9 protein-coding genes and 1 pseudogene are annotated in these 16,892 nt (G+C 42.4%); 2 read left to right on the forward strand and 8 right to left on the reverse strand.

What is annotated here, in order from left to right:
- Positions 1–10 precede the first annotated feature (10 nt).
- The 5 genes and pseudogenes from dnaK to ACTNC0_RS05170 form a co-directional block, all read right to left on the reverse strand.
- On the reverse strand, positions 11–1,885 hold the full coding sequence (dnaK, locus tag ACTNC0_RS05150; protein WP_441086583.1) for a molecular chaperone DnaK: 1,875 nt from the start codon (positions 1,883–1,885) through the stop codon (positions 11–13).
- 60 nt (positions 1,886–1,945) lie between these two features.
- The gene (grpE, locus tag ACTNC0_RS05155; protein WP_441039142.1) at positions 1,946–2,590 is read right to left on the reverse strand and encodes a nucleotide exchange factor GrpE; all 645 of its coding nucleotides are present in this window, start codon (positions 2,588–2,590) and stop codon (positions 1,946–1,948) included.
- 17 nt (positions 2,591–2,607) lie between these two features.
- Positions 2,608–3,648 carry a heat-inducible transcriptional repressor HrcA gene (hrcA, locus tag ACTNC0_RS05160; protein ID WP_441086584.1) on the reverse strand — a complete coding sequence of 347 codons (1,041 nt, stop codon included), beginning with the start codon at positions 3,646–3,648 and terminating at the stop codon, positions 2,608–2,610.
- Positions 3,649–4,056: 408 nt separating this feature from the next.
- Positions 4,057–6,057 carry an excinuclease ABC subunit UvrB gene (gene uvrB, locus ACTNC0_RS05165; protein ID WP_441086585.1) on the reverse strand — a complete coding sequence of 667 codons (2,001 nt, stop codon included), beginning with the start codon at positions 6,055–6,057 and terminating at the stop codon, positions 4,057–4,059.
- A 752-nt stretch (positions 6,058–6,809) separates the two neighbouring features.
- Positions 6,810–9,179: pseudogene (locus ACTNC0_RS05170) on the reverse strand (glycoside hydrolase family 3 protein); the annotation flags it as partial.
- A gap of 240 nt (positions 9,180–9,419) precedes the next feature.
- Between ACTNC0_RS05170 and ACTNC0_RS05175 the strand changes: the two are divergent.
- Positions 9,420–12,119, forward strand: coding sequence for a GH36-type glycosyl hydrolase domain-containing protein (locus ACTNC0_RS05175; RefSeq protein WP_441086643.1), 2,700 nt, complete (start codon positions 9,420–9,422; stop codon positions 12,117–12,119).
- 78 nt (positions 12,120–12,197) lie between these two features.
- On the forward strand, positions 12,198–14,609 hold the full coding sequence (locus ACTNC0_RS05180) for a GH36-type glycosyl hydrolase domain-containing protein (protein ID WP_441086587.1): 2,412 nt from the start codon (positions 12,198–12,200) through the stop codon (positions 14,607–14,609).
- Positions 14,610–14,706: 97 nt separating this feature from the next.
- Here ACTNC0_RS05180 and ACTNC0_RS05185 read toward each other — a convergent pair whose 3' ends face one another.
- The 3 genes from ACTNC0_RS05185 to ACTNC0_RS05195 are packed head-to-tail and all read right to left on the reverse strand — an operon-like array spanning position 14,707 to position 16,864.
- Positions 14,707–15,504 carry a helix-turn-helix transcriptional regulator gene (locus ACTNC0_RS05185; protein ID WP_441086588.1) on the reverse strand — a complete coding sequence of 266 codons (798 nt, stop codon included), beginning with the start codon at positions 15,502–15,504 and terminating at the stop codon, positions 14,707–14,709.
- Positions 15,505–15,554: 50 nt separating this feature from the next.
- Positions 15,555–15,803 (reverse strand): ATP-binding protein, encoded by a 249-nt coding sequence (locus ACTNC0_RS05190; RefSeq protein ID WP_441086589.1) that lies wholly within the window; start codon positions 15,801–15,803, stop codon positions 15,555–15,557.
- A complete protein-coding gene (locus ACTNC0_RS05195; RefSeq protein ID WP_441086590.1) occupies positions 15,773–16,864 on the reverse strand; it encodes a histidine kinase dimerization/phospho-acceptor domain-containing protein in 1,092 nt (363 codons plus the stop codon). The genes ACTNC0_RS05190 and ACTNC0_RS05195 overlap by 31 nt, the downstream gene beginning before the upstream one ends.
- Positions 16,865–16,892: the final 28 nt, after the last annotated feature.

Genomic DNA, 16,892 nt, shown 5'->3' on the forward strand with positions numbered 1-16,892 from the left:
TTGCTCTAAATTAAACTTCTTTGTAGTCAGCATCTACAACATCATCGTTGCTTCCTGCTCCAGTGTTTCCAGCTCCGCCCATGTTGTTCATGTCCGGACCAGCCTGGCCGCCTGCCTGCTGTGTCTGCTCATACATCTTAGCGAACAGTTTCTGAGCACTTTCCATCATCTTCTCCTGAGCAGCTTTGATATCAGCTACCTGAGAGTCTGTCATCTCTTCTGCATTTGCAGTCTGGGACAGTAAGTCTTTCAGTGCATTCAGATCTGCTTCTACAGCAGCTTTATCGTTAGCATCAATCTTGTCGCCAGCTTCTTTCAGTGCATTCTCAACCTGGAATACCATGGAATCAGCGTTATTTCTTGTATCGATTGCTTCTTTACGTTTCTTATCCTGAGCTTCGAACTCAGCAGCTTCTTTGACTGCTTTATCGATATCAGAATCAGACATGTTAGAACCAGCTGTGATTGTAATATGCTGTTCTTTACCTGTTCCAAGGTCTTTTGCAGATACATTTACGATACCGTTTGCATCAATATCAAATGTAACTTCGATCTGCGGAACACCACGACGTGCTGGCGGGATTCCATCCAGACGGAACTGTCCAAGGGATTTGTTGTCTTTCGCAAACTGACGCTCACCCTGTACAACGTTGATATCTACTGCTGTCTGGTTGTCTGCTGCTGTAGAGAAAATCTGGCTCTTTCTCGTAGGAATAGTAGTATTTCTCTCGATCAGTCTTGTTGCGATACCACCCATTGTCTCGATAGACAGTGACAGTGGAGTAACATCCAGAAGAAGAATATCGCCTGCGCCTGCATCACCAGCAAGTTTACCACCCTGGATAGAAGCACCAAGTGCAACACATTCATCCGGATTTAAGTTCTTGCTTGGCTCTTTGCCAGTTAACTGTCTTACTTTATCCTGTACAGCCGGGATACGGGAAGATCCACCAACCAGAAGTACCTGGCCAAGTTCAGATGCTGTGATACCTGCATCAGAAAGTGCGCGACGTACCGGTTCAGCTGTCATTTCTACTAATTCATGTGTTAATTCATCAAATTTAGCTCTTGTAAGGTTCATATCGAAGTGTTTCGGGCCTTCTGCTGTAGCTGTGATGAATGGCAGGTTGATGTTTGTAGTTGTTGCGGAAGAAAGTTCTTTTTTCGCTTTCTCTGCAGCTTCTTTTAATCTCTGAAGTGCCATTTTATCATTGCTTAAGTCAACGCCTTCTGCTTTCTTGAACTCAGCAAGCATATAATCTGTGATCTTCTGGTCGAAGTCATCACCACCAAGACGGTTGTTACCAGCTGTGGAAAGAACTTCGATAACGCCATCACCGATCTCGATAACGGATACATCGAATGTACCACCACCTAAGTCGTATACCATAATCTTCTGTTCTTTTTCATTGTCAAGACCATATGCAAGAGCTGCTGCTGTAGGCTCGTTGATGATACGTTTTACATCAAGACCTGCGATCTTACCTGCATCTTTTGTTGCCTGACGCTGTGCATCGTTAAAATATGCCGGAACTGTGATAACTGCTTCTGTAACTTTCTCACCAAGGTATCCTTCTGCATCTTTTTTCAGTTTCTGAAGGATCATAGCGGAAATTTCCTGTGGAGAATATTTCTTGTCATCGATTGTAACACGGTAATCTGTACCCATCTCTCTTTTAATAGAAGAAATTGTTCTCTCTGCGTTTGTAACTGCCTGACGTTTTGCAGGTTCACCTACAAGACGTTCTCCTGTTTTTGTGAAAGCGACAACTGATGGTGTTGTTCTTGCGCCTTCTGTATTAGCGATAACTGTTGGCTGTCCGCCTTCCATTACGGCTACACAGCTGTTTGTTGTACCTAAGTCAATACCAATGATTTTTCCCATAATCTTGTTCCTCCTGTTTATTTTCAACTAGATTTGATATATTCTATATTTTCATGTAAATTAGTTGGCTACTTTTACCATACTGTGGCGGACTACGAAATCCTTGTAGGTGTAACCTTTCTGGAATTCTTCTACCACAATATTCTCACCGGCTTCTTCATCCTCCACATGCATTACTGCGTTGTGGAAGTTCGGATCAAATTCCTTACCCACTGCTTCAATCGGTTTCACGCCCAGCTCATCTAATGTGGTGATCAGCTGTTTGTAGATCATCTTCATGCCATCTGCAAAAGAATCTCCTTCAGGTGCCTGTGCAAGACCTCTCTCGAAGTTATCCACAACCGGAAGGATTTTCTCAACAATATCCTTGGCTCCGATGATGTACATGCTGGATTTCTCTTTCTCCGTTCTCTTACGGAAGTTATCAAATTCAGCCATGTTTCGTTTCAGTCTGTCTGTCAGATCTTCGATCTGCTGTTCAAATTTATCTTTTTCTTTTTTCTTCTTACCGAAGAAAGAAGTTTTTGATTTGCTGTCTTTCTTGTCATCCTGGGAAGCTTCCTCGTCTCCATCCTCTACCGGGATTTCTTCTGCTTCTTCTTCACCATTCTCTACAACTTCAGGTTCATCCTCAACAGTTTCTTCTGTTACAGGAGTCTCTGTTGTTTCTTCCTCCAAAGCTGTGTTCTTTGTTTCTTCTGACACTCTCTATTACCGCCTTTCTAACTCTCTTTCTTAATCAGTTCGTCCAGCTGGACTTTCAAAGCCTTCAGGCTGTCAACTACATTTGCGTAATCCATTCGCTTCGGACCGATGATACCAATGGTACCATGCATTCCTTTTCCAAGTTCATAGGTAGCTGTCACCACACTGCAGTCCTTCATAGTCTGCACCGGCATCTCATCACCAATGTACACCTGAATTCCTGTGTTCTCGGTATCAGACATTCTCTCTTTCACCAGATCTACCAGATCCTGCTTCTCTTCAAATGCTGAGATCAGCTCACTTGCTTTACTTGTATCTGCAAGCTCCGGATATTTGAAAATGTTTGTTGCTCCTGAAGTATATATCTGCATATCGTCTTCATCTACCTGAATGGTATCTGCCACTGCATCAAGGACTGTTCCAACTACAGAACTGTGTACACCTGCCTGTTCTTTAAGGCGGGCGATCATTCCGAGGTTAATGTCCTGAATCGGCACACCATTTAAGTTGGTATTGAGAAGAAGATTTAATTTCAGGATTGTCTGATCGTCCATCTCCTCATCCAGATTGATGATCTGGTTTCGGATGACGTTGTTATCACTAACTACTACTGCCACAAGCTGAAGTGGTGTCACGCGGGAAAGCTGTATGAATTTAATCTTGCTTCCGCTGTACTGTGGCACAGAAATCATTGTTGCATAATTGGTATTGGAGGCGAGTACCTTCGCTACCTGTTTAAGCATCTTATCCAGTTTATCTGTTTTCTCAATCATGAGATCTCTGATTTCCTGGACTTCTGATTCCTTTTCTTTCATCAGCTCGTCAACGTAGAGGCGATAACCTTTATCAGAAGGAATTCTTCCGGCTGAGGTGTGTGGCTGTACGATATATCCCATATCGGTCAGGTCTGACATCTCGTTCCGGATGGTGGCAGAGCTTACATTTAAATCTGCAAACTTGGAAATGGTTCGTGAACCGACGGGCTCACCTGTTTCCATGTAGGTTTTGATGATGGCTTTTAGTATTTTCTTTTTACGATCATCTAATACCTGATCCATGAAGTTCCACTCCTTTTCTGCCTTTGTTTTCAGGCTGTTAGCACTCAACTTTTAGGAGTGCTAACAGCTTATGTTCATAAGATAGCACTCTTGATTGGGTTTGTCAATATTATTTTGTGAATTTTTTGTTATTTTATGAACAATGGAGATTATTAAGATTATGTTATAGAAAGGGACGCTAGGAGAAATTATTAATAATTTCTCCCCGCTGGCTGTTCATGACGATTATACAGGCGGGGCTCTCGCCTGGGAGGCGAATCGCCTCTTCTATAGCAATCCTTGTAAATAATGCATTTAAGACAGTTCAGCAAAGTGTGAAAGACAAGGAAGATATCTGCAGGCGTGTTGACGCACGGCAAAGATATCTGACGCAGGATTTCACACTCTGATGGGCTGGATTAAGAAACATTATTTGTCCAGCGTATCCAGGTTCTTTTTCAGGTCGATCATTTTGTCGCGGAGTTCGGCGGCCTGTTCGAAGTTGAGGTCTGCTGCGGCGGCGCGCATTTGTTTTTCTACCTGGGCGATGAGTTTGGTGAGTTCTTTGCGGGTCATGGACTCTGGGTCTTTCTGGAGTCGGACCTCGGTTTCAGCTACTGCTTTAGATACGGCGATGAGGTCGCGGACTGCTTTTTTGATGGTGGTGGGGGTGATTCCATGTTCTTTGTTGTAGGCTTCCTGGATGGTGCGACGGCGGTTGGTTTCGGTAATGGCTTTGTACATGGAATCGGTCATGTTGTCTGCGTACATGATCACGTGGCCTTCGCTGTTTCGGGCAGCTCGTCCGATGGTCTGGATGAGGGAGGTTTCGGAACGGAGGAAACCTTCTTTATCTGCATCCAGGATTGCTACCAGGGTAATTTCCGGGATGTCCAGGCCTTCCCTGAGGAGGTTGATTCCTACCAGTACATCAAAGACATCCAGACGCATATCGCGGATGATGCGGGCACGCTCTAAGGTATCGATATCAGAATGGAGATAGCGGACCCGAATTCCTACTTCTTTCATATATTCTGTCAGGTCTTCTGCCATTCGTTTGGTGAGAGTGGTGATCAGAATTTTGTGTTTCTTTGATACTTCTTTGTTTACTTCTCCGATCAGATCGTCGATTTGTCCTTCAATGGGGCGGACTTCTACTTTCGGATCCAGAAGTCCTGTTGGACGGATGATCTGTTCTGCGCGGAGGAGTTCGTGATCATACTCATATTGTCCCGGAGTGGCAGATACAAACATGACCTGATCCAGTTTGGATTCGAATTCTTCGAAGCTTAAGGGACGGTTATCCTTGGCTGAAGGAAGTCGAAAGCCGTAGTCTACCAGCGTCTGCTTCCGGCTCTGGTCACCGGCGTACATTCCTCCTACCTGAGGTACTGTGATATGAGATTCATCTATAATAAGTAAGAAGTCATCTCCAAAATAGTCCAGCAGTGTGTATGGTGGCTGTCCGGGCTTTAATCCTGACAGATGTCTGGAATAATTTTCGATTCCTGAACAGAATCCAGTTTCTTTCATCATTTCAATGTCGAAATTGGTGCGTTCTGAGATTCGCTGGGCTTCCAGAAGTTTGTCTTCACTTTTGAAATACTCTACGCGTTCTTTTAATTCTTCTTCTATTGCTACAGCTGCTCTCTGGATCTGTTCTGCAGGCACTACATAGTGGGATGCAGGGAAGATGCTGATATGAGAACGCTGGCATTTGATTTCTCCTGTCAGTACATCAATTTCTGAAATACGGTCGATCTCATCTCCAAAAAATTCTACTCTCACGGCTGTGTCGGAGCTGTTGGCAGGGAAAATTTCCAGAGTATCTCCGCGGACACGGAAGGTGCTTCGGTGGAAGTCCATCTCATTTCTGGTATATTGAATGTCAATCAGCTCCCGAATCACCTCATCCCGGTCTTTGGTCATTCCCGGACGCAGGGAAATCATCATGTCAAAGAATTCCTGAGGGGAACCCAGTCCGTAGATACAGGAAACGGAGGAAATGACCACTACGTCTTTCCGCTCTGACATTGCGGCTGTGGCAGAGAGACGGAGTTTGTCAATCTCGTCATTGATGGAGGAGTCTTTGGCAATATAGGTGTCTGAAGACGGGACATAAGCCTCCGGCTGATAGTAGTCATAATAGGAGACAAAGTATTCCACTGCGTTCTCAGGGAAGAATTCCTTCATCTCGCCGTAGAGCTGCGCTGCCAGTGTTTTATTGTGGGCAAGTACCAAAGTTGGTTTGTTGAGCCGGGCAATGACATTCGCCATGGTGAAGGTCTTACCGGAACCTGTAACACCAAGCAAAGTCTCAAACTGGTTGCCTTCCTTGAAGCCCTTGACCAGTTTTTCGATTGCCTGAGGCTGGTCACCGGTGGGTTTGTATTCGGAGTGTAATTTGAAGATTTGTTGTGAATTTTGCACAAAAGCACCTCCTGATTTTTATAGCAAAAAAGTTCATCTATCAGGCAGAAATTCGTCGAAGCGCATTTCCTGATTTTACCCGAATACACCTCTCGACGAATTTTGTTCACCACCTGACATTTTATAGACTGGTAAAAAGTAGTAAAACTAACGTGGACGAATTAACACTCAAATGTAAAAAATATTATATCATGGAAATTTGAAATTGTATATATGATGTGAACATTAGTTCTTTAAAAATTTATCTACATTTATCATTGTATCCAGAACAATTTCTGTATCAAGCTCCTTCTTTTTCAGGAAAACTTCTTCCATATAAAAAGCAATTCAGGCGGGATCTCCTCAGCTATAATATTTCCATTATCTCCATACACATCCATAGTTATCAACTATATCTGTGATATGCATAATTTCTATGCTGTCAGAAACCATGTTAAATTCGTTCTGCAATTATACCGTTTATGGTATGGAAATCACCCATCCGGGTATCTGCCACGAATAATGAAGCCGAAAGGCTTCTAAGGAATTATATACGGAAACAGGCGCAGGCCATGACATTTAGAAGTTTTGAAAGTATCGATCATCTCTGTCAATGCATGAGCATGTTTGTTTTGATGCGCCTTGAAGATCCGGCAAATATATATGACAGAGTGTCCGGGATATTTGGATAAAGAACAGTAACTAAAAAATCTGAAGAACCAGCTACAGTCCTTCAGATTTTTACGTCATTCTATGAAAAAAATGATCTGATTTTAATTGTTTTTGTTCAATCTGCAGATCATAACTGCCAGATGTCCGGCACAATTTCGGATTTCTTCTTCTGTAAGTTTACCTTCTTTATATGCCTGGCGAATATTCTTATCATCATCCGGATTTCCAGGCATGATAATGTCATTGCCTGCTGCCACACATTTCCATGGAACGCTTCCATTTTCCGGAACTGTTGTGTTCCAGTCTGACATAATTGCTCCGTCAAATCCCCATTCTTTTCTGGCAACTGTCATGCACAGATCTTTGCTGTTCGCCGCATGAATACCGTTGATAAGATTATAGGAAGTCATAATAGAAACAGGATTTCCTTCTTTTACTGCAATTTCAAATCCGCGGAGATAGATTTCTCTGAGCGCACGTTCGGATACACAGGAGTCAACACCCATGCGGTTATCTTCCTGATTATTGCATGCAAAATGCTTGATTGTTACGCCACATCCTGACTTGCTCTGAACACCCCGGGTCACTGCTGCTGCCAGCATCCCTGACAGATATGGATCTTCTGAATAATATTCATAATTTCTTCCACATAATGGATTTCTGTGGATATTCATGCCTGGTGCAAGCCACAGATTCACATGAAATTCTTCCATTTCTTCTGCGATTGCTTTTCCAAACTCTGTCATAAGATCTGTATCCCAGGTCTGTGCCAGTGCTGTTCCTACCGGAAAAGCAGTACAGTACTGATAATAAGTATCTGCATTCTCATGATGCACACCAGGTTCCAGAATTCCATTTTCCAGTGAACCAAGAACTCCCATTTCATAGATGCTGTCTGTCTCTTTATCTACCTCATACCACTGTCTGAGGCGGATTCCTGCCGGACCGTCTGCCATAACAAGAGACGGGATTCCATCCTCCTCCAGAGCACCACTGGTCTCACCTGCTGATCCCGGTACGCGGATTCCCGCTGCACCCAGAGTGCTAATATTCTCTGAAATTTTTCCATAAAGCAGAGGAATCAGTTCTTCAGCAGATCTGCCTTCCAGAACAGAAACAAATCTTTTTTCTTCCTCTGTCAGATTTTCCTGATTTTTTCCGGCATTTTCCGATTTTGCCGGTATCATCGCAGGTTTAAAATAATATTCCGGAACCTGCGCTGTTATCAGTTTTTCCTGTCTCTGCACAGATTTTTCTTTCAATTCTTTTGTCAAATGAATCTGTTCCAGTTCTTCCTGAAGCGGACAGATTTTATCCATCTGTTCCAGTACTGTATCATCTGAAACTACCAGAACTGCTTCCAGTTTCAGTTTGTCTGAACTGTTTCCGACCAGAATGCCATATTTGCCTTTTTCCACTATCCATGTATGTGTTTCCTCATTGAAAGAAGCCAGTTGTTTCTGTGGAATCTCAACAGTAAGTGTTTGTGTTTCTCCCGGCTTCAGAAGTCTGGTTTTTGCAAAACCTGCCAGTCTCTTATACTCTTTTTCCAGTTCTGTCTGCGGAAGCGTAACATAAATCTGTACCACTTCTTTACCAGCATATTCATTTCCTGTATTTGTAACCTGAACCTCTGCTCTGATCTTACTTTCTTCCATATTTATGCTGCAACACTTCATCTCAAACATAGTATAAGAAAGACCAAACCCAAACGGAAACATCACCTTTTTGTCAAAGCTGTCAAAATATCTGTAACCTACATAAATACCTTCTTTGTATTTTTCCTTTTCCAGATTGCCATTCAGATACCCATACTCTTCTGAAACCGGATAATCCTCGTATCGCCTTGCCCAGGTTGTTGTCAGTTTACCGCCCGGCACTTCTTTTCCCAGAAGTACATCAGCCAGGGCATCTCCCCCTTCCTGACCAAGCTGAGAAATATTTAAGATTCCTTTTATATTGTCTGTCTGTTCCAGAATATCTGTCAGCTCCACAGGACCACCTGCATTAAGAATAAGGATCACAAGTTTGTTCATTTCTGCAAGATAACGTAAATCTTCCTCTTCTCTCTCGCTTAAATAGTAATCTCCCTTTACTTTGCGGCGGTCTTTTCCTTCTCCTGAAATACGACTGATCACATAAATCACCACATCTGCTTCACAGATATCTTCCTCTGCCACCTTACGTCCCAGCGGCATTGCAAAAGGATTCTCTGCATAGGCATCAAAAGGATTATCTACTTTCTTAGCTTCTTCCAGAACTTTTTCTTTCCACGCCTCTCTCGCCTGCTCATAGCGATTGTGATAATCGCTGATCCAGTCTTCGCTTACAATTTTTACTCCTGCTTCTTTCAGTCCCTGATAAATAGAAATATTCTTTCTGTTGTTAACATCTCCAGAACCAATTCCACCCTTTACGGTTTTCTCTGCTCCATACCCAAGAAGTGCAGCAGCTGTATCTTTCTTTAAAGGAAATCTTTCCTAAAATCATGATCTTTCTGTTTTTTTATTAGTATTTTTGTATAAAAAGTACCATTTTTCTATAAATCAGCCAGATGAATATTCGTAATCTGATTCATTACCTGCTCATATATTTTTCTAAAATTGTGTTATTTTATGTCATGATTCTGATACTTACTTCATGTTTCTTATTTCCGAAAGATCTCAGTTCCGATATAATTTCCATACAATATTTATGGAAGGAGAAAAATGTTGAAACATATTAAGTTTATTGATAATCATGGAAGCTTTTGTGTGAACAGACCGGAAAATACCAGTTATCTTTATTTTCCTCTTGCATCAGAAGCAGGTCTGAAAAGTTCCGTTACACCAGTGCTTGGAGGTGACAGCAAAATTGATCAGGATACCTTCCTGCTGGAACCGGTCAGTTCCGAAAATCTTCATAACAATCGTTCTTCCAGAAATTTCTGGATCGTAAAAGAAGGACACATTCCTTATTCAGTAACAGGTTCCTCTACTCAGCAGGAAGCCGACCGTTTTACTGACAGGCAGGAAGACAGTGAACTAACCGCCGGATTCATGTGGCAGACTTTGAAAAGGACTTCCAGAGAACTTGGGCTCATCTCCACAGTTACTTCTTTTATCCCCAAAAGTGATAATGTGGAGATTATGTATGTGACGGTTGAAAACCAGACAGATACTGTACAGAAATTTACTGCGTATGGTGCAATTCCTGTTTACGGAAGAAGTGCGGATAACATTCGTGATCATCGAAATGTCACTTCCATGCTCCATCGTATCAAGACAACAGAACATGGAATCAACGTCTGCCCCACCATGTCATTTGACGAGCGGGGACATCAGCCAAATCATAAAATCTATTATGTAAATGGCTGTTCCGGAAAGGGAGAAAATCCGATTTCCTATTATCCGACTGTAGAAGATTTTATCGGAGAAGGTGGTACCTATACACATCCGCGCACAGTATATGAAGGATATAAAGGAGTTCCCGCACACAGTCTGGCAGCAGGAAAGGAAGCAATGGGTGCTTTCTGTTTCTCATCTTTCACACTGGCTCCCGGTGAAAAAACAGACTTTATTTTATTATCAGGTATTGCCGACAGTAAAGAAGAAATTGAAAATATTTTTGAAAAATACAATACTTCCGATAAAGTGAAAAATGCACTGGAAGAAACCAGAATTTACTGGAAAAAACAGGTAAACGTTGACTTCCACACACAGGATCCTGACTTTGACAGTTATATGAAATGGGTAAGTTTCCAGCCATTCCTGCGCCGTTTATTTGGCTGTTCTTTCCTTCCTCATCATGATTACGGACGCGGTGGACGCGGATGGCGTGATCTGTGGCAGGATTGCCTTTCTCTTCTGCTGATGAATCCTCAGAATGTAGGTGCCATGATTGAAAAGAATTATGGCGGCGTACGTATTGATGGTACAAATGCTACTATTATCGGAGACGGTGACGGCAATTTTATCGCTGACAGAAACGGAATCGCACGTGTATGGATGGATCATGCACTCTGGCCGCTAATCACGACCAGTCTTTATATTAATCAGACCGGAGATATAGAAATCCTTAAGAAACAGGTTCCTTATTTTAAAGATGCACAAACCATGCGTGGCACAGAAATTGATACTCTCTGGAATGACGCATATGGAAATAAACAGCGCACCGAAGACGGTCAGGTATATACCGGAAGTGTTCTGGAGCACATTCTGATCCAGCAGCTTGCCGCTTTTTATGATGTAGGTGTTCATAATATTTACCGTCTCCGCGGAGCTGACTGGAACGATGCCCTGGATATGGCAGCAGAAAATGGTGAAAGTGTTGCCTTTACCTGTGCTTATGCGGGCAATCTCCACACTCTTGCTTCCATATTACGCCTTATGGAATCTGCAGGCGAAACCAGTATCCCGCTGTCAGAGGAAATTGAAATCCTGCTGAATGACCAGACAGATATGTTTGACAGTGTATCTGAAAAGAAAAAGATTCTTACTGAATATGCCAAAAGCTGCAGGCATAACCTGAGCGGCAGAAAGAAAAAATTCTCTCTCTCCACACTTGCTGCCAACCTGATCCAGAAATCCAACTGGCTGACAGATCATATCCGTTCACAGGAATGGATTGATGGCAAAGACAGCGAAGAAGGATGGTATAACAGCTATTACGATAATCATGGAGAGGCAGTGGAAGGTTTCCACCATGAACAGGTGCGTATGATGCTCACGGGCCAGGTTTTCTCTATTATGGGAAATGTTGCCACTGATGTGCAGATCAGAAAAATCGTAAAAAGCGCAGATCATTATCTTTACAGAAAAGAAATTGGCGGTTACCGCCTGAACACAGATTTTCAGGAACTGAAGTTTGATATGGGACGTATGTTCGGTTTCGCTTATGGCGAAAAAGAAAACGGTGCTGTTTTCTCTCATATGGCAGTTATGTATGCAAATGCCTTATATCAGAGAGGCTTTGCAAAAGAAGGCTGGAAAGCATTGCGTTCTCTGTCTGATACAGCTCTCGACTTTGATACCAGCCATATTTACCCGGGAATTCCTGAATATTTCCGTTCAGACGGACGTGGCATGTATCATTATCTGACAGGTGCTGCAAGCTGGTATCTTTTTACCATGATCACAGAAGTCTTTGGTGTCCGTGGAGTTTTCGGAAACCTTCTGGTTCATCCAAAACTTCTGGCAGAACAGTTCGATGAAGCAGGAACTGCTTCTGTCTCTGTTACTTTTGCAGGAAAACAGTTCCATGTTACCTACCGAAACACAGACAGAAAAGATTATGGTTCTTATCATATCGCCGCTGCGGACTGCGACAAAACAGCAATAGAAATCGCAGAAGATTCCCATATTATGATCTCCAGAGAATTTATTAACAACCTCTCTTCTGATCTTCATGAAATTACAGTGACACTTGCCTGAAAACAATAGCTGCTCAGCCTCCATAAAAGCAGGCGACAGGCAGTTATAAATATTGTTCTGACAGAAAGGATTTACTATATGAAATACGGATATTTTGACAATGAAAACCGAGAATACGTGATTACTAATCCGGCAACACCTGCACCATGGGTAAACTATCTGGGTTCCCCGGAGTACGGTGCAATCATTTCCAATAATGCAGGGGGCTACAGTTTTGCAAAATCCGGTGCAAACGGACGTATCCTGCGCTATGTTTTTAATAACTTTGACCAGCCGGGACGTTACATTTACATTCGCGATGACAGATCATCAGACTTCTGGTCTGCATCCTGGCAGCCTGTAGGCAAAGATCTGGCTCAGTATAAGAGCGAATGCCGTCACGGAATCGGTTATACAAAAATTTCTGCCGACTACAGCGATATTCACTCAGAAGCCCTTTACTATGTTCCTCTTGGAAAAAGTTATGAAGTATGGGCATTATCTGTGACCAATCATTCTGATCACGAAAGGAATCTGACTCTCAGCGGATATGCAGAGTTTACCAACCACAACAATTACGAACAGGATCAGGTTAATTTACAGTACTCTCTTTTTATTTCTCGTACACTGTTCGAAGGAAACAGGATTACTCAGCAGATTCATGGAAATCTTGATGCAATTCCTGAAAATGAGAAAGTAGATGAGAAAAATGTGACAGAACGTTTCTTTGGACTTGCAGGTGCTGAAGTTTCTTCTTACTGTGGGGACAAAAATGAATTTCTCGGAAGTTACCATGGATATGGAAACCCTGAAGGTATTGTCTGTGGTGATCTTGGTGATAAGACAAGCTATAATGAAAACTCCTGTGGTGCTCTCTCCTGCAAAATAACTCTTAAAGCAGGTGAAACCAGAACAATTGCTTTTCTTCTTGGAATGAAACCGTCATCTGAAGCTGCTGAAGTAATCAGATGTTACGAAAATCCGGCTCCAACTGTAGCAGAAGAACTGGAAGCATTAAAAGCTGACTGGAACAGTAAGCTTGATAATCTTAAAGTCAGCACTCCAAGTCCGGAATTTGATACTATGATTAATACCTGGAACGCATACAACTGTTTTATGACTTTCATCTGGTCCCGTGCAGCTTCCTTCATTTACTGTGGACTCAGAAATGGATACGGATACAGAGATACTGTACAGGATATTCAAGGAATCATCCATCTGGCACCGGAAATGGCACTGGAAAAGATTCGTTTCATGCTGTCTGCGCAGGTAAATAACGGTGGCGGACTCCCTCTTGTCAAGTTTACTCACACACCTGGAAAAGAAGATACTCCGGATGATGCTTCTTATGTACAGGAAACCGGCCATCCGGCTTACCGTGCAGATGATGCATTATGGCTTTTCCCAACTGTATATAAATATATTTCAGAAACCGGAAACACTGCTTTTCTTGATGAAGTGATTCCTTTTGCCAACAAAGATGAAGCTACTGTATACGAGCATCTGAAACGTGCAGTTTCCTTCTCCCTTGATCACCTTGGACCTCATGGAATGCCCGCCGGACTTTATGCAGACTGGAATGACTGTCTCCGTCTGGGTGCAAACGGAGAATCTTCTTTTGTTGCTTTACAGTTCTATTATGCAATGACAATCCTGAAAATCTTTGCCGAATATAAAAAAGATACAGAATATGTACAGTATCTTGAAGAAACTCAGAAAGCATTTGGCGAAAAAGTTCAGGAACTGTGTTGGGATAACGACCGCTTCGTACGTGGTTATACAGAATCAGGAGAAAGAATCGGCGAAGCGGCTGCTCCTGAAGCAAATATGTGGCTGAATCCTCAGAGCTGGGCTGTCATCAGTGGTCTTGCCAGCCCTGAACAGGGAGACGCTGCACTGAACAATGTATACGAACGTCTAAACACAAAATATGGTGCGATCCTTATGGATCCGCCTTATCATGCACATGCTTTCGATGGTGCACTGGCAGTTATCTATAATCAGGGTACAAAAGAAAACTCCGGTATTTTCTCCCAATCCCAGGGCTGGCTGATTCTTGCTGAAGCACTCCGCGGTCATGGAGAACGTGCTTTTACCTATTTTATGGAAAATTCTCCTGCTGCGCAGAATGACTGTGCCGAAATCCGTCGTCTTGAGCCATACTGCTATGGTCAGTTTACAGAGGGAAAAGCAAGCAAACACTTTGGACGCTCTCATGTTCACTGGCTGACAGGAACTGCTTCTACTGTAATGGTAGGATGTGTGGAAGGTATCCTCGGGCTTCGCCCTGATCTTGAAGGACTTCGACTGTCTCCTTCTGTGCCAAAAAGCTGGAAACACTTTGAGATTGAGAAAGTTTTCCGTGAAAAACAGCTTCATATCTCTGTAGAAAATCCAGACGAAAAAGAATCTGGCTGCTGCAGTCTGGTTCTTAACGGACAGAAATTAGCAGATAATTATATCCCTGAAAAACTTCTTCAGGATAAAAACGAAGTCATATTAACTCTTTAATCCCCCGATATTACCAGATGAAAATAAGCGGCCGGCTTACAGAAAATTTATATTTCCTGTAAGCTAGCCGCCTGTTTTACTTATCTTAATATTTTGATTAATCCTGTTCTTTTTTCAGTTCCGACTCTGATGCGACACAAAGTTCTTTTTCTATATCCCAGTGTATCATATAATGTTCATCCCTGTATTTGCCCGGTGTCATTCCCGTAACTTCCCGAAACTGCTGGATGAAATGACTCTGGGAAGAAAAGGAAAGACGGTTTGCAATCTCAATGATCGGATAATCACTGTACTGCAAAAGATTTTTCGCCATTTCTATCTTCTGTCTGCGGATATAGGCACTGACCGATATTCCTGTTTCTTTTTTAAATAATCTGGAGAGATAGCTCGCAGATACTCCAAGTGAATCTGCAAGATCTTCTATTGTAATTCGTTCTTTGATATGAGAATAAATGTATTCTTTACTTGCATTGATATGTTTAGAATAAGTGTTGTCTCTGAAATATCTGCGCATTTTTTCAGTATAATCCATCACCATCTCATCATGAAGGCTCTGAACCTCTTCTACTGTATGAATGCCATCCAGCTTTTGAATATAAAAATCACTCAAGCGAAATGCCTGTTCCATCTCCATTCCATTTTGTTTACAGAGTCTGGTTATCATTGCGGTAGTGATAACAAAATGATATTTCATATTTGTGACCGCATTCTTTGACAGTACTCCCACACCATCACACTCTGTAAATCTCTGCTGTTCACAATTCTTCTTAACAGCTTTTATATCTCCACTTGCAACTGCACGATAGAACAATAATTCCTCTATCGGTTCTCTGTGCTCAATTTCATCAAACTCATCTTCTGCCTCAAAAAGAAGCCATTCATTCTGATAACTCATTTGTTTCTCCTATGCCAATGCCAGCAAATATTATTGTTCACTCCGCCTGCTTAAAACCCCACAAATAGTCTTCTCAACTTTTTCTGCATCAACACTTCGCTCATTCCGATACCTGTATCAATTACCTGAGTCCGTATCCGCACATAGTCTTTCCTGTCACAGTCAAGCTCTGTGATCCTTATGGTAACTCTTCCCCCTGAAGCTGTATATTTTACCGCATTACTGATCAGATTGAGGAAAATTTCCCTGTTCTTCGTCTCATCGCAGATTACGTGCTCATGCTTGACATCGTATTCCATCTTAAGGTGAATACATTTTTCTCCGCTTCCGTCTGGAAAATTTTGTAAATTCCCTGATAAATATCTCTGATCTTCACATAATCTTCATCCAGTTCCACCTTACCGCTTTCAATCCGGGCCATGTCCAGCACATTATTGATAATAGACAGAAGCAGATTTCCGGACTGTTCCATCTTCTCCTGATAATCCAGAAGTTTCGGATCAGTCAGTTCCCTTTTTATCAGCTCACTGTATCCCAGCAGGGCATTCATGGGTGTCCGGATATCGTGAGACATATTGAAAAGGAAATCTGATTTGGCGGCATTGGCCTTTTCTGCCTGAATCTTGGCTTTTCTCGCTTGTATCAGCAGATAAACTATAATCCACACAATGACCAGGACCACACTTACAAACCAAATGGAAACTACCCGCAGATTATCCTTTATGTATTCTGCCAGAGTAACCTTGCCAGGTGCGTTTTCATATACGCAAAACTGACTGGAAAGTCTGGAAGCAGGCAGAGTCTGAATGGTTTTGTTCAGGATATTCATTAATGTTGTGTTTTCCCTGGTGACCGCAAAGCAGGAAGCGCCGGATTTCGTAAGAAAAATACTGCGCATTTTGCTGTCCTCCAGTGTCTTTAATGACTGTCCTGCCTTCGCAACAAAGCAGTCTGCCTCTCCACTTTGAACTGCTTTATCGGCCTCAGCAGATGAGTCATATTCCTTTATTTTCCAAAAAGGATAGTTAAAAGAAATATACCACTTTCCCAGCAGGTTATTCCTGCTCACTGCTACTGTATTCTCTTTATTTTCATCAAACTTCTTAACACCGGTGAGTACTGCAACATTGAATTCAAAAACAGTATTTGACAATATAACATCGTTTTGCTCAGCTTCATATGGATTCTGATTCATATGAAAAATCATATCAATCCTGCTATCCTTTAATGCCTGCAGCTCTTCCTCCTGGGAATCAAAGCCTGTCAACTGAAATTCTATGGCTTGTTCACCCAGATAACCAGATACCAGACTAATATAATCGTTAATAATTCCTACCGGTTTCTCTGACTCCGTATCCACAAGGCTGATACCCACATCATTTTTCAGA

Origin of the sequence: Blautia sp. HCP3S3_B11, from assembly GCF_052064435.1 — a bacterium.
GTDB lineage: Bacteria > Bacillota > Clostridia > Lachnospirales > Lachnospiraceae > Blautia_A.